Consider the following 20,048-nt stretch of genomic DNA (forward strand, 5'->3'; position numbering starts at 1 on the left):
GGGCCGGTGTTGTCCGGTCTATCAGACAGCGTCCGATAAGATGGGGTGATCGCACAGAAGTTCACCAGCACGCCCCCGCACTACGAATGGATCGCCATGAGCCGTGTCACCGCTCCCGCGCTGCGGCGGGGTTTGGACATCCTGGAGCTGTTCCTCGAACCCAACGACGGGCTGCGGGTTCCCGAGATCACCGAGCGGCTTGGCCTGCCCCGTGCCACCGCCCACGAACTCGTCGCCACGCTGGTCGATCGTGGCTATCTGCAGGCGGTTTCGGAGCCGCCCAGCCGCTACGTGCTCGCGACCAACGCGTTTCGCCTCGGAGCGGCCTATGAGCAGGGGCTCGACCTGGTGTCGATCGGACGGGAGAGCGCGGCCCGGGTCGCCGCCAAATGCGGTGAGACAGTCCAGATCGTCATCCGCGAAGGTGCGTACGTCGTCTATGTCGCGCGCGTCGACAGCACCCACACCATCCGGCTGGTTTCTCACGTCGGCAGCCGCCTGCCCGCGTACTGCACGGCCGGGGGCAAGGCGATGCTCGCGGCCCTGCCCGACGACGACATCGACGCCCTTTTCCCGACCGACGCTGCCCTGCCGGCGATGACCCCGAACAGCATCGACAATCGCGAGCGGCTCTTCGCCGAACTCGCCACCGTGCGTAAACGCGGCTGGGCCGAGGAGAACCGGGAGTCCAACACCGACGTCGCCTGCGTCGCGGCGCCGGTGTACGACCGGACCGGCACCACCGTGGCCGCGATGAGCATCTCGGTGCCCATCCTGCGCTGGAACAAGGCCGCCAAGTCCCGCTACGTGGAGCTCGTACTCGACGGGGCCAGGGATATGTCGGCGAACCTCGGGGCGCTGCCGAGGGCGTGAGCGCCGGCCGGTTCACCCATCCGGATCACCGCGCGGCCGACGGCGCCGGTGGCCATCGCGTGGTAGGCGTCGTTGATGTCTGCGAGTTCGTAGCTGCGGCCCAGCAGCCGCTCCAGCGGAAGCTTGCCTGCGCGGTACAGCCGCAGGATCTCGGGTATCTGCAGTGGGGTGTTCGCCGACCCGTACAGGCTCCCGATCAGCGTCTTCTCCTGCTGCACCAGGGAATTGATCGGCAGCTCGACGGTGGCGCCCGCCCTGCCCAGGCCCACCGCGACCACGGTGCCGCCCGTACCCACCACGTCGACGGCCTGACGCAAAGTGGCCGCGGCGCCCACCGCGTCCAGGGCCCACCGGGGGGCCCGGCCACAGTGCCGGGCGATCTCGGCGTTGGTGTCGGCGACTGTGGTCGGGTTGACGGTGTGCGTGGCGCCGACGCTTCTGGCCAATTCCAGCTTGGCCTCGACGGTGTCGACCGCGACGATCGGGTACGCCCCGAGCAGCGCCAGGCCCATGATCGCGCTCAGCCCCACCCCGCCCGCGCCGATGACCGCCACGGCGTCGCCCGCCGCCCCGCTCATGTGGTTGAGCGCCGCGCCGACGCCGGTGACGACGGCGCATCCGGTCACCGCGCTGATCTCCGGCGGGACGTCGGGGTCGATCGGGATCACGGAGCGTTCTGAGACCACGCATTGTTCGGCGAAGCACGACACCCCCATCAGGTGGTGAACAGTGCTGCCGCGCAGGCTCAATCGTGATTCTCCGTCGATGAGCCCGCCCGTTTCGCTGTGCACGCGGCCCAGTCCGCACAATGCGGGACGCCCGGTGAGGCAGAACTCGCATTCGCCGCACCGCGGCCGCCACATCGTGATCACCGAGTCGCCGGGTCGCACGCGGGTCACACCGAGGCCGACCGCCTCGACGACGCCGGCCCCTTCGTGGCCGAGCACGGCGGGCAGCTTCGCGGTGAGGTCACCGTTGATGTAGTGCAGATCGCTGTGGCAGATGCCCGCGGCCTGTACCCGCACCAGCACATCGCCGGGACGCAGCTGAGCCAGGTCGAGGTCTTCGATCGTCAATGGGGTACGGGCCCTGTGTAATACGGCGGCCTTCATGGTGCTCCTCGGGGATTCTGCGGGAAATCAAGCAGTTCAATATTTCAGACAATGTCTGTTATATCGAGTATGACGACCTCCTTGGGCGCCGTCAAGGGTTGACCGGTGATCGCCGCGCGTGCCAACATGATCTGTATATAGATCACGGTCCGAAATATGAGATTGGAGCAGGATGACGATCACCACCCCGCCGCCATCCGTCACGGCACCCGCCCAGCTTGAAGCGGTGCTTGCTGCGGCGGCGAATGCGGCGCGCACCTGGATGCGTACCACTCCGTCCACGAGGGCCAGAGTGCTCAGGGCCATCGCAGACCGCCTCGACAACGACGCCGATCAGCTGGTGGCCATCGCGGCGGAGGAAACCCACCTGACCGAGCAGCGGCTGCGAAACGAACTGGTGCGAACGACGTTTCAGCTCCGATACTTCGCCGACACGATCGTCGAGGGTCGCTACCTCGACGCGCGCATCGACCACGCCGACCCGTCCTGGGGGATGGGACCGCGGCCCGACATCCGCCGCATGCACGAACCGATCGGGCCGGTGCTGGTGTTCGCCGCCAGCAACTTCCCGTTCGCGTTCAGCATCGCGGGCGGCGACACCGCGTCCGCGCTGGCGGCGGGTTGCCCGGTGATCGTCAAGGCGCATTCCGGCCACCCTCGGCTATCCGAACACACCGGAGCGCTGGTGGCACAGGAGATCCGCAGGAGCGTCGGCGTCGACGGTATCTTCGCGGTGATCACCGGCACCGACGCGGGCCGGGTGGCGATCGCCGACGCGAGGATCAAGGCGGCGTCGTTCACCGGATCGATCCCCGGCGGCCGCGCGCTGTTCGACCTCGCGAACGCCCGGCCGGAGCCGATCCCGTTCTACGGCGAATTGGGCAGCGTCAACCCGACTTTCGTCACCGCATCGGCCGCTGCGCAACGACCCGACAGCATCGCCGCGGAGTTCATCGGGTCCTTCACGCTCGGCGCGGGCCAGTTCTGCACCAAACCCGGAATCCTGCTGGTGCCAGCCGAATCCGGTATCGCAGCCACCCTGGCGGCTGCGGCCCTGCCCGGCTCGGCCCCGCTGCTCAACGAACGTATACGAGCCGGGTACGTCGAGGCCTTCGACCATCTGGCGGCCCACGCCGCGGTGACGCCGCTGGCGCTCGGTGACGGGGCCCGCACCGATCCGCCGGCACCGACGCTGCTGCGCACCTCGATCGCCGACCTGTTGACCGACCCCGAGCACCTCATCGTCGAGGTCTTCGGGCCGACGGCGCTGGTGGTCGAGTACGACGACGAACGTCAACTCCTCGACGTCGCGGACCTGCTCGAAGGGCAGCTGACCGCGACCGTGCACGGCAACGACACCGACACGATCGCACCCGAACTCATCCGCCGCCTGGCGGGCAGGGCCGGTCGCGTGCTGTGGAACCAATGGCCCACGGGTGTCACCGTCAGCGATGCCCAGCAACACGGCGGCCCCTATCCCGCGTCGACGGCTCCGGGATCGACGTCGGTGGGTTCGGCCGCGATCGACCGTTTCGTGAGACCGGTGGCCTATCAGGGGTTCCCGGACCATCTGCTGCCCGCCGCCCTGCAGGAGGCCAATCCGTTGGGTATCCCTCGTCGTGTCGACGGGCGCGGGCCGGCCTGATCCGCAAGAGCCCACACTGACGGCCCCGCGCAACCGCGGGGCCGTCGGTGTGTTGTGGTGTATGGGTTTGGTACCCAGATCTGCGTGCGGGTCGTGCTTTGGCGGTGTGGACGACCCGCACGCAGAAATCGGCGCAGACAGCACGAGTGCAGAGTGCTCGAGCAGCGCAGGGGATTACCTGGCCCGAAGGTGCTGCGGCGCTGCATCGGATGGCGGCAGGCTGCCCGATGTGAACGGTTCGGCACCGGCCCGCAGCGCGATCAGCCGCTCTGCGTGGCGCCAGAGCGCGACGTCCTCGTCATTGGCCGGATGCCATTCGGGCACAGCGCGTTTACCTTCGGACCCGAACCCCACAAAGACCGCGACGGCGTGTGCGGCCAGTACGTGGGCGTGGGCGTCGGTGTCCATCGCCGTCACGTGGATGCCGAAGTGCAGACTGTAGGGTCCTGTGTAGAGCAGGCGGGCGTTCACCTCGATGATCTGGCCGATGTGAACGGGTGCGTAGAAGCGGATCCCGCCGAAGTAGGACGCGATGACCGGCCCTTCGCTCCATCGTGAGCCGCAGACATAGCCGGCTTCGTCGATCCAGCGCATGATGCGGCCGCCGTGCACCTTGCCGCCCCAGTTGATGTCGGTGGGGGAGGCGAGGAACCGAAGTGTCGCATCGGGTGCGGTCCCCGCCGTGGTGTACGCGGCGGCGGCGATCTCCGCCTCGATGTGCCTGCGCAGGTCGATGCGCATGCGCGCCTGACGGCTGCGCTGCAGGTCTAGGACGGAGTCGGGCACGAAGTCGGGGACCCGCACCGGCTTGCCGCGCCCGTCGACCGCGACGAACACAGTCAGGCATTGCGCGCTCTGAATGGCGTTGCCGCGGGCGGGATTCGACGAATAGACGGTCACCAGGATGTGCATGCTCGACGAACCGGTGTGCACGATCTGTGCGTGCAACTCGACGAGTTCGCCGACCGAGATCGGGCGATCCAGGTGCAGGTTCCCGACGTAGGCGGTCACACAGTAGCGTGCGCTCCACCGCGCGGCGGCGTCGTATCCGGCCTTGTCGATCCATTCCAGCAGCCTGCCGCCGTCGACGTATCCGACATAGCCGGCATCGGCGGTGCGCACCAGAAACCGGTGGATGACGGCGTCGGGCCGCTGACCCGCGTCCGCCGCTCCACCGGTTCCCGGCCTCACTGCGGGCACCCTTTCGGGACTGCGTGGTGAGCTCTCACGCGGGTGCCTTGTCGTCGTCCCGTTCCCGCGCCGCAGCCGCCGACCCGATGCCCGCGATGAGGTCGGTGCCACGGGTCTCCTTGACGATGAGCGCCGATACGAGGCCGATCGCGGCTGCCGTCGCCCAGATGGTGGCGATCGGCCAGCTGGCTCCGTTCGCCGAGCTGACGAGGGCGCCCGCGGTCAAGGGTACGAAGCCGGCGACCACGCCGCCCAGCTGATAGCCGATGGACGTCCCCGTGTAGCGCACGTCGGGTGTGAACAACTCGGCGTACAGCGCGGCGGTCGGACCGTACATGCCCGCATGCGCGACGGCCAACGCCAGGACGATGGCGAGCCACACCAGCGCGTTGGTCCCGGTCGCCAGCATGGTGAAGAACGGGAAGGCAAGGGCGAGCGCGAAAGTCGCCGCGGCGATGAATACCGGGCGCCGCCCTAACCGGTCCGACAGCGCGCCGAAGTACGGCACGGTGATCGCCTCGAGGATCGCGGCGGCCAGCATGCCGGTCAGCAGCACACTCTTGGGCAGTCCGAGTTGACCCGATCCGTACGCCAGCACGAAGACCGTCACGATATAGAACGGGACACCTGCCGACACGTACAGACCCACCGTCAGGGCGATGGCGCGCCAGTGACCCTGGATCGCCGCCTTGGCGGGCAGCCGATGTTCGGCACCGTGCTCCTTGAGCTGGGTGAACGCCGGGGTCTCGTTGATGCGCGCGCGGATGAACAGGCCGACGACGATCAGGAAGGCGCTGAGCAGGAACGGGATTCGCCATCCCCAGGCCTGGAAGTCCTCGTCAGGCAGCAGCGCCAGCACGGAGAAGATCGACGTCGACAGCACCAGGCCCAGTGGAACACCCATCTGCGGGAGACTGCCGAAGAACCCGCGACGATGCGACGGCGACGATTCGACGACCATCGTCACCGCGCCGCCCCACTCGCCGCCGACCGCGAAGCCCTGCAGGAATCGCAGGGCGACCAGCGACAGGGGCGCCCACACCCCGATCGAGTCGTACCCGGGCAGCAGGCCGATGACGACGGTGGCGGCGCCCATCAGGAACAGCGTGATCATCAGTGCGCGTTTGCGCCCGACGCGATCACCGAAGTGGCCGAAGATGATTCCGCCGAGCGGGCGTGCGACGAAGCCGACCGCGAATGTGCCGAATGCAGCCAGCGTGCCCGCCAGCGGCGAGAACGAAGGAAAGAACAGGTGGCCGAAGACGAGTGCCGCGGCCATGCCGTAGATATAGAAGTCGTACCACTCGATCGTGCTGCCGATCATCCCGGCGACACCGACGCGCACGGTGCCCTTGTTCGGGTGGGGTGGTTGTGTGCCGTCCATGCGGAGGGTCCCTTCGGTGAGGTGCAATTGGGTTCGGTGGGGCGTGGTCACAGCGTCGGCACCAGCCCGCCGTCACAGCGCAGTGCGGTGCCGGTGACGTAGGAAGCCTGCGCACTGCACAGGAAGGCGGCGACCGCGCCGAACTCGGCGGGATCGCCGTAGCGCCCGACGGGGATCTGGCCGGCGCTGGCGTTCTCCACCTCGGTGCGCGGCAGTCCGCTGCGTTGCGCCACGGCCTCGTCGATCTGGCGGGAGCGAGGTGTGGCGATGCGGCCGGGCAGCAGCGAGTTGACAGTGATGCCCAGCGGCGCGACCTCGGTCGCAAGGGTTTTCAGATATCCCGCCAGGGCGGCGCGGCCCAGGTTGGACAGCGCCAGATTGGCCAGCGGCGCGACGACACTGGTGGAGCTGATGCTCAGGATCCGTCCCCAGCGGCGGGTCGTCATCGCAGGCAGGACCGAGCGCACCAGGGTGAGCTGCGGCGCCACCAGCGTGCCGACCGCCGTGTCGAGGTCGGCGGGCTTGGTGTCCGCCGCGCGACCCGGCGCGGGGCCCGGCCCGTTCAGCACCAGGATGTCGATGTCGCCGAGACGGTCGGTCGCCTCGGCGTAGAGGCGGTGCGCACCCCCGTCGCTGACCAGGTCGCAGCCGATGCCGACGGCACCGGGCAGGGCGGCGGCGATGTCGTCGGCGCGGGCGGCGTCGCGGCTGGTGACGACGACCCTGACGCCCTCGGCGGCCAGCGCCTGCGCGGTCGCCAGGCCGAGCCCGGATGTGGATGCGCACACGAGTGCGGTGCGGCCGGCGAGCCCGAGGTCCATGGCTCATCTCCTGTCTGAAATATAGAACGCTGTCTGTTGTGTCGATCATTCTGCCCGACGACTGTGACGCGAGTCAATGCCGAGCGCGGCCTTGACCTCTTCGCGTCGCTGCCCGTAGCCTGATCGTTATTACAGACAACGTCTGAAATATAAGAATTGAGAGAGGATGTCTGATGACCGCTACGCTTGATGCCGACACCGCTGGACGTGCCGGCGGGCGGCAAGTGGGCCGCCCGCGTACCCCGAGGCGACTGCCCCGGCCCTCCGAACTCCGCGAACTCGTGCAGTTCCGGCGCGTCGCGCTCGATCCCGTCGAACGCAGGCTCGGAGCCGCACTGAGCATCGACGAGCTGCGGCACATCGCGCTGCGCACCACCCCCCGCGCGGTGTTCGACTATGTGGACGGGGGGGCGGACACCGAGTCGACGGTGCGCCGCAACCGGGAAGCCTTCCAGGACACCGTGTTCGTCCCCGAGGTGCTCAATTCCGTTGCCAATCCTGACCTCTCAACCGAACTGTTCGGGAAGAAGATCGCGTTGCCGCTGATCTTCGCGCCGACGGGATACACGCGGATGATGCATCACCACGGCGAGGCGGCGGTGGCTCGCGTCGCCGCGCGCGCCGGCATTCCCTACACCCTCTCGACGGTGGGCACCTCGACCATCGAGGAGGTCAACGCCGCTGCACCTCACGGCGACAACTGGTTTCAGCTGTACCTGACCAACAACATGGCCATCAACGAGGAACTCGTGGACAGGGCGATGGCCGCCGGCTGCTCGACGGTGATGCTCACCGTGGACACCGCCGTAGCGGGCCGTCACCTCAAGGACATCCGCAACGGCCTGACGATCCCGCCCGCCTTGACCGCGAAGACGTTCCTGGACATGTCCCGACACCCCTCGTGGTGGATCAACAAGCTGACAACCCCGCCGATCGGGTTCGCCTCCCTGCGCGGCCTGGTGGGCGCCGCGCTGGATGCCGTCGATGTGCCCGGCACCATGTTCGAGCCCGGCCTGAACTACCTGCACCTCGAATGGTTGCGCCAACGCTGGCCCCATCGGCTGCTCGTCAAGGGCATCGTCAACCCTGCCGACGCCGCCAAGGTGGTGGCGTACGGCGCCGACGGTGTGGTGGTGTCGAATCACGGTGGACGCCAACTCGATCGCACACCCGCGACGCTGGAGGTGCTCCCCGACGTGCGCGCCGCCGTCGGCGCCGATGCGGTGGTGCTGATCGACGGCGGCGTCAGCCACGGGCAGGACATCATCGCCGCGCGCGCGTTGGGGGCCGACGCGGTCATGGTGGGACGCGCCTACCTGTACGGCCTGATGGCCGGCGGGGAGCGGGGCGTCGAGCGAGCGGTGCAGATCCTGCGCGACGAGTACCAGCGCAGTCTGCAGCTACTCGGCCTCGACGCCACCAATCGCATCGAAAGCGCTCGGGTGCGGCGGTCGCCGCGGGGCTGACCGGCCCGGCGGCTACCCTTCCGGGGTGCGGCTGATCCACGTCATCGGCGTCGGCGCGGGCGACCCCGGCTATGTCACCGCCCAGGCGGTCGACGCCCTCAACGCCACCCAGGTGTTCTTCGCCATGGACAAGGGCGAGACGAAGAACGATCTCGTGGCGCTGCGCCGGCACATCTGCGAGCGCTTCATCCGCCAACCCGGCTACCGGTTCGTCGAACTGCCCGACCCGACCCGCGACGCGGACGGTGACTACCGGAGCGCCGTCGCCGACTGGCACGTCGCGCGGGCGAAGGTGTGGGCAGGTGCGATCGAGAGCGAACTGGCCCCCGACGGCGTCGGCGCCTTCCTGGCCTGGGGCGACCCGTCGCTCTACGACAGCACCCTGCGCATACTCGACCTGGTCGCCGAGCATGTCGACATCGACTACGACGTCGTCCCCGGCATCACCGCCATCCAGGCGCTGACCGCGCGCCACCGCATCCCGCTCAACCGGATCGGCGAACCCGTGCTCATCACGACGGGGCGCCGCCTGCGGGACGACGGACTGAACGGCAGCACCGTCGTCATGCTCGACGCGGAGTGTTCGTTCCTGCGCTGCCCACCCGGGACCGCCATCTGGTGGGGCGCCTACCTGGGCACACCGGACGAGTTGCTCGAGTCGGGCACGGTCGGGGAGGTGGGGGAGCGGATCGCCGCCGTGCGGGCCGAGGCGCGGGCGCGGCACGGCTGGATCATGGACACCTATCTGCTGCGCCCGTGAGCGCACGCGCCGCGCCCGGCCCGTGGCAGGATCGGAACCATGGGCAGCTTTCTCCTGCGCGCTGCGGTAACCGGCTTCGCCCTGTGGGTGGTGACCCTCGTCGTGCCCGGCCTGAGCTTCGTCGGCGGTGAGACCACGCTGCAGAGGATCGGCATCATCTTCGTCGTCGGGATCCTCTTCGGTTTGGTCAACGCCATCGTCAAACCGATCGTGCAGATCCTGTCGATCCCGCTGTACATCCTGACCCTCGGGCTCATCCATATCGTGATCAATGCGTGGATGCTGTGGATCACGGCGTGGATCACCCGCAACACCACCCACTGGGGCCTGCGGATCGACGACTTCTGGTGGACGGCGATCTGGGCGGCGATCGTGCTGTCGATCGTGAGTTGGGCGCTGTCGCTGGTGATCCGCGACCCCGCGCGGGTGACGCGGCGCTGATCTCTGATGCGCGCCGCGCAGCACATGCGGCCAGTCCATGCGTGACGGTTATCATGGCAGGTCATGCAGCTCGAGGAACTCCACTGGTTCGTCGTACTCGCCGAGACCGAGCACGTCACCGAGGCGGCCACCGAGCTCAGGATCACCCAGCCGACCCTGTCGCGGGCGCTGGCCCGGCTCGAAAGTGAGTTCGGCGCACCACTGTTCGATCGCGTGCACCGCCGGCTGCGCCTGAACCCCTACGGCGAGGTGGTCCTCGAACACGCCCGCCGCAGCCTGGCCGAGATGCGATCGGCACACGAACGCATTGCGACGCTGCGCGATCCCGACCGGGGCACCGTGCGGTTGGCGTTCCTGCATTCGCTGGCCAGCTGGTTCGTGCCGGATGCGTTGCGGCGATTCCGGTTCGAAGCGCCTCAGGTGGACTTCGCCCTCTATCAGGGCGCCGGGCATGATCTCACCCGCCGGGTGCTGGACGGGCAGGCCGACCTCGCGATCACGGCGCCGAGGCCGGGCGGCGCGGAGTTCGGCTGGCGTGTCCTGTACGTCGAGCAACTGTGTCTGGCGCTGCCCCGCGGGCACCGGTTCGCGGGGCGGGCCCGGCTGCGGCTGTCCGAGGTCGCCGGCGAGCCGTTCATCGCGCTGGGCGAGGGATTCGGCCTGCGTCAGCTCACCGACGAGCTGTGCGCACGCGACGGAATCCATCCGCAAATCCGCTTCGAGGCCGCCGAGATCCCCACCATGGAGGGATTGGTGGCGGCGGGCTTCGGCGTCGCCGTCGTGCCGGTGCCGCGGCCGGGACGGGGTGAGCCGACCGCCGTCTACGTGCCGCTGTCGGATGCACAGGCCAAGCGCCAGATCGGCCTGGCATGGGCGTCGGACAGGCAGTTGCCGCCGGCGGCGAAACGGTTCGCCGACTTCCTCCGGTGACTGCCCGCCACGCATTCATGTGATGAGCGTATGGAGTTGTGACGTTTCATGTATTGGACACATTGACGGGGTGGGAACTACCGTCGCGGCGGTGACCGTCGAATCTCCGCCGCCTGCCGCCGCATGGGCCGGGCACCCGCCGGGTTCGTCGGAATACCGCAGACTGCTGGCCGCGTTGTTCTGCGCGGGCATCGCCACGTTCGCTCAGCTCTACTCGGCGCAGGCGGTGCTGCCGCAGATCTCGGCAGGCCTCGGCGTCGGGGCGGCCGACGCGGCGCTGATGGTCTCGGCGGCGACGATCGGCCTGGCCGCTGGCGTCATCCCGTGGTCGGTTCTCGCCGATCGGATCGGCCGGGTGAAGGCGATGTCGATCTCGGTGGTCGGGGCGACCGCGGTGGGCCTGCTGGCGCCCTTCGCGGCCGACTTCCATCTGCTGCTGGCCGGTCGACTCCTCGAGGGCCTGATGATCGGCGGGGTGCCCGCCATCGCGATCGCCTACCTGATCGAGGAGATCGACCCGGGCCACGCCGCCCGTGCGGCGGGGACCTACGTGGCGGGTACGACGATCGGCGGGTTGCTGGGACGGCTGGTCGCCGGACCGGTCGCAGGGGTGGCCGGCTGGCGTGTCGGCATCTTCACGGTCGCCGTGGTGTGCGCCGTCGCCGCCCTCGGGTTCGTCAAGCTCGCACCACAACAGCGTGGCTTCACCCCGACCCGCCGGCGTGACGGCTCCGGTGCGGGCGGTGCGGGCGGGCTGTGGCACCGGCTGGCGGCCAACTTGCGATCGCCGCGGCAGCTGGCCCTGTTCGGCCAGGCCTTCCTGCTGATGGGCGGTTTCGTCGCGATGTACAACTTCCTCGGTTTCCGGCTGACCGCGTCCCCATTCGCCCTGCCGGACACCGTGGTGAGCCTGGTGTTCGTCGCCTACCTTGCCGGCACTTGGGCGTCGGCCCGGGCCGGCGCCGAAGCCACCCGGTTCGGTCGCAAGAACGTGCTGCTTGCGTCGATCGCCATCATGATCGCCGGCGTGGCGACCACCCTGAGCAACAACGTGGTCGCCGTCCTGGTCGGGCTGGTCGTCGCGACCGCGGGATTCTTCGGCGCCCACGCGATCGCGTCGGGATGGACCGGCAGGCTCGCCCCTGCGGGCAAGGCGCAGGCGTCCTCGCTGTACAACCTGGCGTACTACGGCGGCTCCAGCGTCATCGGCTGGTTCGGCGGTGTCGCCTTCGACGCACTCGGCTGGGGTGGGGTGGCCGCGACGATTCTGGTTCTCGCCACGGTGGCGGCGGGAGCCGCGATGGTGTTGTTACCCCGCGACTGAGTGACGGCCCGCTCCGCCCGGCACACTGGAGACATGCCCGAGTTGCCCGAGGTCGAAGCCCTGGCCGACTACCTGCGTCAGCATGCCGTCGGACGCAGCGTGAGCCGCATCGACGTGTCGGCGTTCTCGGTGCTGAAGACCTTCGATCCCGCGCCGACCGCGCTGTACGGGCAGACCGTCACCGGTGCCCGCCGCTGGGGTAAGTACCTGGGCCTGGATGTCGGCGGGCTGACGCTGATCACGCACTTGTCGCGGGCGGGCTGGCTGCGCTGGTCGGAGAAGCTGGCGACCGCACCTCTGAAGCCTGGCAAGGGGCCGATCGCGCTGCGGGTGCACCTCGGTGACGGTGTCGGATTCGATCTCACCGAAGCGGGCACCCAGAAGCGGTTGGCCGTGTGGCTGGTCGACGACCCGGCCACGGTGCCCGGGATCGCCACACTGGGACCGGATGCGCTTGACCTCGACCGCGACGCCCTGGCTGCCGTGCTGGCCGGCAACAGCGGCAGGATCAAGTCCGTCGTCACCGACCAGAAGGTCATCGCCGGGATCGGCAACGCCTACAGCGACGAGATCCTGCACGTGGCCAAGATTTCGCCGTTCGCCACGGCGGCCAAGCTCACCGACGCCCAGCTCGATGCACTGCATGATGCCATGATCTCGGTGCTCACCGACGCGGTGACGCGCTCGGTCGGCCAGCAGGCGGCCACCTTGAAGGGGGAGAAGCGTTCGGGCCTGCGGGTGCATGCCAGGACCGGCCTGCCGTGTCCGGTGTGCGGGGACACCGTGCGGGAGGTGTCGTTCGCCGACAAGTCCTTTCAGTACTGCCCGACGTGTCAGACGGGCGGCAAGGTGTTGGCCGACCGGCGGATGTCCAAGCTGCTCAAGTGAGACCCGCGCCGGTCGGGCGCCCCACGCGCCGTGACGCCGCCGAGCGTAACGCCAGGGCGAGATCGCGGCCGAAAGTTCGCCGTGGCGTTACCGTGGGCGGGCCGTCAGGCGCGGCGGGAGCGCGTTGCTGCGCGGTCGCGAAGGCGGCCAGCGGGGGGCGCACCCGCCCGCGGCTAGGCTGCGGTGATGACGCGGCAGAAGATCCTCATCACCGGTGCGAGCTCCGGCCTGGGTGAAGGGATGGCTCGGGCGTTCGCGGCCAAGGGGCGTGATCTGGCACTGTGCGCCCGTCGCACCGACCGGCTCGAGAGACTCAAGGCGGACCTCACCGCGCGGCACCCAGGCATCACGGTGGCCGTCGCCGAACTCGACGTCAACGACCACGAGCGGGTGCCGGTCGTGTTCGGCGAGCTGTCGGCCGCGCTGGGTGGGATCGACCGGGTCATCGTGAATGCGGGCATCGGAAAGGGCGCACCGCTCGGTTCAGGCAAGCTGTGGGCCAACAAGGCGACCATCGAGACCAACCTCGTCGCCGCGCTGGTCCAGATCGAGGCGGCGCTGGAGCTGTTCAAGACGTCGGGTGCGGGACATCTCGTGCTGGTGGCGTCGGTCGTCGGGAATCGGGGGGTGCCCGGCATCAAGGCCGCCTACGCGGCAAGTAAAGCGGGGGTGATCTCGCTGGGTCAGTCGCTGCGTGCCGAGTATCGCACCGGGCCCATCGCGGTGACGGTGCTCGAGCCGGGATACATCGAATCTGAGATGACGGCGAAATCGGCCACCACCATGCTGATGGCCGACAACGAAACCGGGGTCCGGGCGATGGTGGACGCGATCGAGCGGGAGCGGGGCCGCGCGATTGTGCCCGCGTGGCCGTGGATACCCGTGGTGGCAATGATGAAGGTGGTGCCCACGCGTTTCATGAAGTACTTCGCGTAGAGCGGTTTGGCTGCCGGTGGATTGTGGTAGCCACATCTACATGATGGTGAAACTCTCGAAGTTGGCTCCCGCACTGTTCGCCGGCGCCGCCGCGGCCGCGGTCGCCTTCGCACCGGGCGCGACGGCCCAGCCGCCGCCACCGCCGCCACCGCCGTGCGTCAACGTCGACGGCACCCCGTGCGTGGACCTCGGCACCGCAGGTCCCGGTGGGGCCAGCGGCGCGATTCCGTACGGTCCCGGAGGCGAAGCCGGACCTGGTGGGGCCAGCGGCAGCATTCCCTACGGTCCTAGTGGCTCGGCAGGTCCAGGCGGTGCGTCGGGCTGCATCCCGAACGTGGGTTGTGCGACGATCCCTGCCCCGTAAGCCGTGGTTTCGGCGCGCTTACCGCCGCTGAGCGTACGTAAGCGCGCCGAAATCGCTGGCTTCAGCCCGCCCGGCCGCGTTCAACGCGGTAGCGGCGCACCAGCCCGTCGGTCGAACTGTCCGACTGCGGGGCCGGGGACGCGTCGCCAATGAGCACCGGTAGCAGCGAATTGGCCTGCGTCTTACCGAGTTCCACACCCCACTGGTCGAAGGAGTCGATGCCCCAGATGACGCCCTCGGTGAACACCTGATGTTCGTAGAGGGCGATCAACTGGCCCACCACCGACGGCGTCAGCTTGGTCGCCAGGATCGAGGTGGTCGGCCGGTTGCCCGGCATCACCTTGTGCGGCACCACATTTGGCGGTGTCCCCTCGGCGGCGATCTCCTCTGCCGTCTTGCCGAACGCCAGCACTTGCGTTTGCGCGAAGAAATTGCTCATCAGCAGGTCGTGCATGCTGCCGGTGCCGTCGGCGGTCGCCAGGTCATCGGTGGGCTGGCTCAGCCCGATGAAGTCGGCCGGCACCAACCGGGTGCCCTGGTGCAGCAACTGGTAGAACGCGTGCTGGCCGTTGGTTCCCGGCTCACCCCAGAAGATTTCGCCGGTGTCGGTGCCGACGGGACTGCCGTCGGCACGCACCGACTTGCCGTTGGACTCCATCGTCAGCTGCTGCAGGTAGGCGGCGAAACGCGCAAGGTCGTTGGAATAGGGCAGCACCGCGCGGGATTGGGCGCCGAAGAAGTTCGCGTACCACAGGCCGATAAGCCCCAGTAGCGCAGGCGCATTGGCATCCAGCGGTGCCGTCCGGAAGTGTTCGTCGACGATGTGCATTCCGGCGAGGAACTCGGCGAACCGCTCGCGGCCGATCACGGCCATCACCGAAAGACCGATCGCCGAATCCACCGAGTAGCGGCCGCCCACCCAGTCCCAGAAGCCGAACATGTTGTCGGTGTTGATCCCGAACGCGTCGACGAGCTTCTTGTTGGTCGACACCGCGACGAAGTGTTTGGATACCGCGGCGTTGCCGAGCGCATCGGTGAGCCAGCGGCGCGCGGCCGTCGCGTTGGTCAGTGTCTCCAGCGTCGAGAACGTCTTCGAGGCGACGACGAACAGCGTTGTGGCGGGATCGAGTCCGTCGAGCTTGGCGACGAGGTCGGCGGGGTCGACGTTGGAGACGAACCGCGCCGAGATCCCTGCGTCGGCGTAATGGCGCAACGCCTGATAGACCATGACGGGCCCCAGATCGGAGCCGCCGATGCCGATGTTGACGACGGTCTTGATGCGTTCCCCTGTCGCACCGGTCCATTCGCCGTTGCGCAGCCGATCGGTGAAATCACCCATCGCGTCGAGCACCTCGTGCACGTCGGCCACGACGTTCTGCCCGTCGACGACGAGCTCGGCGTTGGACGGCAACCGCAGCGCGGTGTGCAGCACCGCGCGGTTCTCGGAGGTGTTGATGTGCGCGCCGGTGTACATGGCTTCGCGCCGGGCCTCGAGGCCGGCGGCCTTCGCGAGGTCGACGAGCAGCTGCAGTGTCTCCCGCGTCACGCGGTGCTTGCTGTAGTCGATGTAGAGGTCGCCGACGGTGAGGGTCAGCTCGGTGCCGCGCGCCGGATCCTCGGCGAAGAAATCCCGCAGATGTTTGTGGCCGATCTGGTCGTAGTGCCGTTGAAGTGCCGTCCACGCGGGTGAATCGGAGATCTTCGAGCTGTCGGGATTCTCGTCGCTGGTCATTCTCCAGACCCTAGTGCGGCGGGCGCGGTCAAGGGGTACATGATGAAGTATGGACACCGCCAAGCTGCTGTCATCGGTTCCCACCGGCCTGTGGATCGGGGGTGAGGAGCGCCAGGGCGGGTCGACCTTCGATGTGCTCAACCCCGCGACGGACGAGGTGGTGCTGTCGATCGCCGATGGCACCGCCGCGGATGCGATCGCCGCACTGGACGTGGCGGTGGCGGTGCAGGACGAGTGGGCGGCGACCCCACCGCGCGAACGCGGGGAGATCCTGCGGTCGGTGTTCGAGAACCTCATCGCCCACGCCGAGGACGTCGCCACCCTGATGACCCTGGAGATGGGCAAGGTGGTCGCCGAGAGCAAGGGCGAGGTCAAGTACGGCGCGGAGTTCTTCCGATGGTTCGCCGAGGAAGCCGTTCGCATCGGCGGGCGATACACCCACAGCCCGGCGGGCAACGGACGCATCGTCGTCACCAAGCAGGCCGTCGGCCCGTGCTATGCCATCACGCCGTGGAACTTCCCGCTGGCCATGGGCACCCGCAAGATCGGTCCCGCGGTGGCCGCGGGCTGCACGATGATCGTCAAGCCTGCGCAGGAGACGCCGCTGACGATGCTGCTGCTGGCCAAGCTGATGGACGAAGCCGGCCTGCCCAAGGGTGTGCTGTCGGTGGTGCCCACCACCAAGCCACGCGACGTCACCACCGCCCTGATCGACGACGGCCGGCTGCGCAAGCTGACCTTCACCGGGTCGACCGGCGTGGGTAAGGCGCTGGTGAAACAGTCGTCGGACAAGCTGCTGCGCACCTCGATGGAGCTGGGCGGCAACGCGCCGTTCATCGTGTTCGACGACGCCGACGTCGATGCGGCCGTCGAGGGTGCGGTGCTGGCCAAGATGCGCAACGGCGGCGAGGCGTGCACCGCGGCCAACCGCTTCCACGTCGCCAACGCGGTTCGCGAGGAGTTCACCGACAAGCTCGTCAAGCGGATGAGTGAGTTCACGCTGGGCAACGGCCTCGATGAGTCGTCGTCTCTCGGCCCTCTGATCAACGCCAAGCAGGTCAGCACCGTCGCCGATCTGGTGTCCGATGCGGTCTCGCGGGGCGCGACCGTCGCGGTCGGCGGGGTCGCCCCCGGCGGGCCCGGCAACTTCTACCCGGCCACGGTGCTCGCCGACGTCCCTGCCGACGCCCGCATCCTCAAGGAGGAGGTGTTCGGGCCCGTCGCGCCGATCATCGGATTCGACTCCGAGGACGAGGGTGTCGTCGCTGCCAACGCCACCGAATACGGGCTGGCCGCATACATTTACACCCGGTCCCTGGACCGGGCGCTGCGGGTCGCCGAGGCGCTCGAGTCCGGCATGGTCGGCGTGAACCGCGGCGTCATCTCCGACCCGGCGGCACCGTTCGGTGGTGTCAAGGAATCCGGCTTCGGGCGGGAAGGCGGCACCGAGGGCATCGAGGAGTACCTCGAGACGAAGTACATCGCGCTGACGAACTAATCCGTCCATCTGGGCGCCGATCCCCACTCTCGCCGAGCTGACGTAAAACTGTCCCAAAATGCGCGTGTTGGGACGGTTTTCCGTCTGCTCGCGCACATAGACTTCGATGCTCAAACCCCGACGTGGGAGGGCATGGAAGTGACTGCGGCGCCGGTCCGCGTAGTCGGGCGACGCCGGTGGGTCGTGCCTGAGCCGCACCCCATGCGCCGCGGCCACGGCCCCCGGCGGGGCATCGCCGCGCTCGACGGCGTTCGCGCCGTGGCGGTGGGGCTGGTGCTCGCCCACCACGGCGGGGTTCCCGGCGTCTCCGGTGGATTCATCGGCGTCGACGTCTTTTTCGTGCTCAGCGGATTCCTGATCACCTCGCTGCTGCTCGACGAGCTGGGCCGCACCGGCCGGATCGACCTGAAGGAATTCTGGATCCGGCGGGCGCGCCGGCTGCTGCCCGCGCTGCTGGTGATGGTCGCCGCGGTGCTCGCGCTGCGGGAGCTCTTCGCACCGGAGGCAATCGCCGCGTTGCGCGACGATGCCGTTGCCGCCTTCCTGTGGATGGCCAATTGGTCGTTCGTGGCGCAACGGTCCGATTACTTCAGTCAGGGCGCCCCGCCGTCGCCGCTGCAGCACACGTGGTCGTTGGGGGTCGAGGAACAGTTCTACCTCGTCTGGCCGCTGATGCTGGCGGCCGTCGTCGCCGTCCTGGCGCTGCGGGCGGCGCCGACCGTTCGCACCGTCAGGATCGTCGTAGTCGTGCTCGCGGCGATCGGTGTCGCGGGCTCGGCGGCCGCCTCGGTTCTGTTGGTCTCCGGCGACACGGTCAACCGCGTGTACTACGGCACCGACACGAGGGTGCAGGCGTTGTTGATCGGCGCGGCCGCGGCGGCCCTGCTGGTGCGGGACTGGTCGTCGTTGACGTTGTGCGGCACCCTGATCCGGTCGCGTTGGCGGCGCTGGGCGGCCTGGACGGTATCGGTGCTCGGGCTGGTGCTGCTGGCGCTGATCGCCCACTACGCCACGGGCGCGGCGGACGAATTCCGGCTGGGCCTGCTGCCCGCCGCCGCGGCAGCGGCGGTCATGGTGGTCGCGCCCGTCGCGCTGGACCGCGGCGGTCCCGTCGCCCGCGTCCTGGCGTGCCGACCGCTGGTCTGGCTCGGAGCGATCTCCTACGGCGTCTACCTCTGGCACTGGCCGGTGTTCCTCGTACTCAGCGGAGAACGCACCGGCTGGTCCGGATGGTCACTGTTCGCGCTGCGCTGCGCGGTGACGGTCGCCGTGGCCGCGGTGTCGTGGTGGATCGTCGAGCAGCCGGTCCGGCGGTGGCGGCCGTCGACTGTACCCATGCTGCGGCTGGCCGCCGCGACGGTGGCCACGGCAGCGGTGTTGACCGTGATGGTCGTGCCGGTCGGGCTCGAACCGGGCGATTCGTTGGCTGACAGCGGGGTGCCCGAAATGGCGTCGGTCGCCCAGGCTCTGCCGGAGGTGCCGGTAGAGATCGGGACGCCGCCGGATGCCACCCGACTGCCACCGGGAACTCGGCGCGTCGCCGTATTCGGCGACTCCGTGGCGTGGACGCTGATGCGCTATCTGCCGCCGACGCCCGGCTTGCACTTCTCCGACTACACGACGATCGGGTGCGGCATCGCGCGGGGCGGTCCGTACCGCGCGGTGGGCCAGACGCTGGACCAGAAACCCGAATGCGACGACTGGCCGGCCCGGTGGTCGCAGCGGATCAACCACGATCGGCCCGATGTCGTGCTGCTGATCCTCGGCCGTTGGGAAACCGTCGACCGGGTCAACGAGGGCACCTGGACCCATGTCGGCGACTCTGCCTACGACGGTTATCTCAGCGGCGAGCTGGGACGCGCGCTGGACATCCTTGGGTCGACGGGTGCGCACGTCGTCGTGACGACGGCCCCCTTCAACCGGCGCGCCGAGCGGCCCGACGGCGGCCTGTACCCGGAGGATCAGCCCGCGCGCGTCAACCGCTGGAACAAGTTGTTGCGCGCGGTCGCCGGCGTACGTCCGAACGTCACGGTGCTCGACCTGAACAAGAAGCTGTCACCCGGCGGGTACTACACCAACCGCGTGGACGGAATCCGGGTGCGCAGCGACGGAGTGCATCCCACCCCTGAGGCGGTCGAGTGGCTGACGCCGTGGCTCGAGGACGCGCTGCGCACACAGTGATTTTTGCGCGGATTTTGGCGCGCTTTCGTGCGCTGGGCGACGAAAAGCGCACCGAAATCGCTCAGTGGCCGAGCCGGCCGCGGCCGAGGCGCAGCAGCAGCATCGCGAGATCCTTGCCCTCGGGCCCGATCTCGCTGTAGCGCTCGATGACCTTCATCTCACGGCTGTGCACCAGCCGGGTGCCGCCGGAGGCCATCCGGGCCTTGCCGATGATCTTGGACACCTCGGTGCGCCGCTTCACTGCCTCCAAGATGGTGGCATCCAGCTGGTCGATCTCCTGGCGCAGCGCGTCGATGTCAGGAATTTGATCGGTGTCGATCGTCTCGGTACTCATGTCGTCGGTCTCCAACTCGTTGTGTGGGGGTTCTGGTCTCATCCGGTTTCGGGCCTCACACAAGAGACGAGCCCCGGATCCGGAAGCGGACCGCGGGGCTCTGGGAAGCAGCTAGACCACGGGCACCGCTGGCGGGTACCCGTAAAAAAATCGTCCCTGCTTGATGAG

Annotated in this window: 18 protein-coding genes and 1 pseudogene; 13 read left to right on the plus strand and 6 right to left on the minus strand. The window is 68.7% G+C overall.

Features of this window, described 5'->3' with window-relative positions; translation table 11 throughout:
• The first annotated feature begins 45 nt into the window (after positions 1-45).
• Complete coding sequence (locus tag ADBZ6K_RS08575; RefSeq protein WP_526345498.1) at positions 46-873, plus strand: IclR family transcriptional regulator; 828 nt, start codon at positions 46-48, stop codon at positions 871-873.
• Here ADBZ6K_RS08575 and ADBZ6K_RS08580 read toward each other — a convergent pair.
• Positions 804-1,985, minus strand: a complete 1,182-nt coding sequence (locus ADBZ6K_RS08580) for an alcohol dehydrogenase catalytic domain-containing protein (RefSeq protein WP_526345500.1) — start codon at positions 1,983-1,985, stop codon at positions 804-806. The genes ADBZ6K_RS08575 and ADBZ6K_RS08580 overlap by 70 nt on opposite strands.
• 172 nt (positions 1,986-2,157) lie before the next feature.
• Here ADBZ6K_RS08580 and ADBZ6K_RS08585 point away from each other — a divergent pair, with 172 nt between their 5' ends.
• The gene (locus ADBZ6K_RS08585; RefSeq protein ID WP_526345502.1) at positions 2,158-3,630 is read left to right on the plus strand and encodes an aldehyde dehydrogenase (NADP(+)); all 1,473 of its coding nucleotides are present in this window, start codon (positions 2,158-2,160) and stop codon (positions 3,628-3,630) included.
• Positions 3,631-3,804: 174 nt separating this feature from the next.
• Here the strand turns inward: ADBZ6K_RS08585 and ADBZ6K_RS08590 are convergent, their stop codons facing one another.
• From ADBZ6K_RS08590 to ADBZ6K_RS08600, 3 genes are read right to left on the minus strand one after another with little or no spacing between them, the layout of a single operon-like run.
• Positions 3,805-4,821, minus strand: a complete 1,017-nt coding sequence (locus ADBZ6K_RS08590) for an acyl-CoA thioesterase (protein ID WP_526345504.1) — start codon at positions 4,819-4,821, stop codon at positions 3,805-3,807.
• A gap of 34 nt (positions 4,822-4,855) precedes the next feature.
• Positions 4,856-6,205, minus strand: coding sequence for an MFS transporter (locus ADBZ6K_RS08595; protein WP_526345506.1), 1,350 nt, complete (start codon positions 6,203-6,205; stop codon positions 4,856-4,858).
• Positions 6,206-6,252: 47 nt separating this feature from the next.
• On the minus strand, positions 6,253-7,026 hold the full coding sequence (locus ADBZ6K_RS08600; RefSeq protein ID WP_526345508.1) for an SDR family oxidoreductase: 774 nt from the start codon (positions 7,024-7,026) through the stop codon (positions 6,253-6,255).
• 173 nt (positions 7,027-7,199) lie between these two features.
• Here ADBZ6K_RS08600 and ADBZ6K_RS08605 point away from each other — a divergent pair, with 173 nt between their 5' ends.
• The 9 genes and pseudogenes from ADBZ6K_RS08605 to ADBZ6K_RS08645 all read left to right on the plus strand — a co-directional run bounded on the left by ADBZ6K_RS08605 (position 7,200) and on the right by ADBZ6K_RS08645 (position 14,135).
• On the plus strand, positions 7,200-8,492 hold the full coding sequence (locus ADBZ6K_RS08605; protein ID WP_526345510.1) for an alpha-hydroxy acid oxidase: 1,293 nt from the start codon (positions 7,200-7,202) through the stop codon (positions 8,490-8,492).
• A gap of 25 nt (positions 8,493-8,517) precedes the next feature.
• A complete protein-coding gene (cobF, locus tag ADBZ6K_RS08610) occupies positions 8,518-9,252 on the plus strand; it encodes a precorrin-6A synthase (deacetylating) (protein ID WP_526345512.1) in 735 nt (244 codons plus the stop codon).
• A 39-nt stretch (positions 9,253-9,291) separates the two neighbouring features.
• Positions 9,292-9,693, plus strand: coding sequence for a phage holin family protein (locus ADBZ6K_RS08615; protein WP_526345514.1), 402 nt, complete (start codon positions 9,292-9,294; stop codon positions 9,691-9,693).
• Positions 9,694-9,756: 63 nt separating this feature from the next.
• The gene (locus tag ADBZ6K_RS08620) at positions 9,757-10,623 is read left to right on the plus strand and encodes a LysR substrate-binding domain-containing protein (protein ID WP_526345516.1); all 867 of its coding nucleotides are present in this window, start codon (positions 9,757-9,759) and stop codon (positions 10,621-10,623) included.
• 91 nt (positions 10,624-10,714) lie between these two features.
• A complete protein-coding gene (locus ADBZ6K_RS08625; protein WP_526345518.1) occupies positions 10,715-11,947 on the plus strand; it encodes an MFS transporter in 1,233 nt (410 codons plus the stop codon).
• Positions 11,948-11,980: 33 nt separating this feature from the next.
• Positions 11,981-12,226, plus strand: a pseudogene (locus ADBZ6K_RS08630) (DNA-formamidopyrimidine glycosylase family protein); the annotation flags it as partial.
• Between the two features lie 141 nt (positions 12,227-12,367).
• Positions 12,368-12,835, plus strand: coding sequence for a zinc finger domain-containing protein (locus ADBZ6K_RS08635; protein ID WP_526345851.1), 468 nt, complete (start codon positions 12,368-12,370; stop codon positions 12,833-12,835).
• Positions 12,836-13,021: 186 nt separating this feature from the next.
• Complete coding sequence (locus ADBZ6K_RS08640) at positions 13,022-13,771, plus strand: SDR family oxidoreductase (protein WP_526345520.1); 750 nt, start codon at positions 13,022-13,024, stop codon at positions 13,769-13,771.
• Between the two features lie 40 nt (positions 13,772-13,811).
• Positions 13,812-14,135 carry a hypothetical protein gene (locus tag ADBZ6K_RS08645; RefSeq protein WP_526345522.1) on the plus strand — a complete coding sequence of 108 codons (324 nt, stop codon included), beginning with the start codon at positions 13,812-13,814 and terminating at the stop codon, positions 14,133-14,135.
• A 61-nt stretch (positions 14,136-14,196) separates the two neighbouring features.
• On the opposite strand, the gene pgi is transcribed toward ADBZ6K_RS08645, so the two are convergent.
• Entirely contained in the window at positions 14,197-15,867 is a 1,671-nt protein-coding gene (gene pgi, locus ADBZ6K_RS08650; RefSeq protein ID WP_526345524.1) for a glucose-6-phosphate isomerase, read from the minus strand.
• A gap of 49 nt (positions 15,868-15,916) precedes the next feature.
• Between pgi and ADBZ6K_RS08655 the strand changes: the two genes are divergently transcribed.
• Positions 15,917-17,365 (plus strand): NAD-dependent succinate-semialdehyde dehydrogenase, encoded by a 1,449-nt coding sequence (locus ADBZ6K_RS08655; RefSeq protein ID WP_526345526.1) that lies wholly within the window; start codon positions 15,917-15,919, stop codon positions 17,363-17,365.
• A gap of 132 nt (positions 17,366-17,497) precedes the next feature.
• Positions 17,498-19,546 carry an SGNH/GDSL hydrolase family protein gene (locus ADBZ6K_RS08660; protein ID WP_526345528.1) on the plus strand — a complete coding sequence of 683 codons (2,049 nt, stop codon included), beginning with the start codon at positions 17,498-17,500 and terminating at the stop codon, positions 19,544-19,546.
• Between the two features lie 61 nt (positions 19,547-19,607).
• Here ADBZ6K_RS08660 and ADBZ6K_RS08665 read toward each other — a convergent pair whose 3' ends face one another.
• Complete coding sequence (locus ADBZ6K_RS08665) at positions 19,608-19,922, minus strand: chorismate mutase (protein ID WP_526345530.1); 315 nt, start codon at positions 19,920-19,922, stop codon at positions 19,608-19,610.
• Positions 19,923-20,048 lie beyond the last annotated feature (126 nt).

It is taken from the genome of Mycobacterium sp. (assembly GCF_044223235.1).
GTDB lineage: Bacteria > Actinomycetota > Actinomycetes > Mycobacteriales > Mycobacteriaceae > Mycobacterium.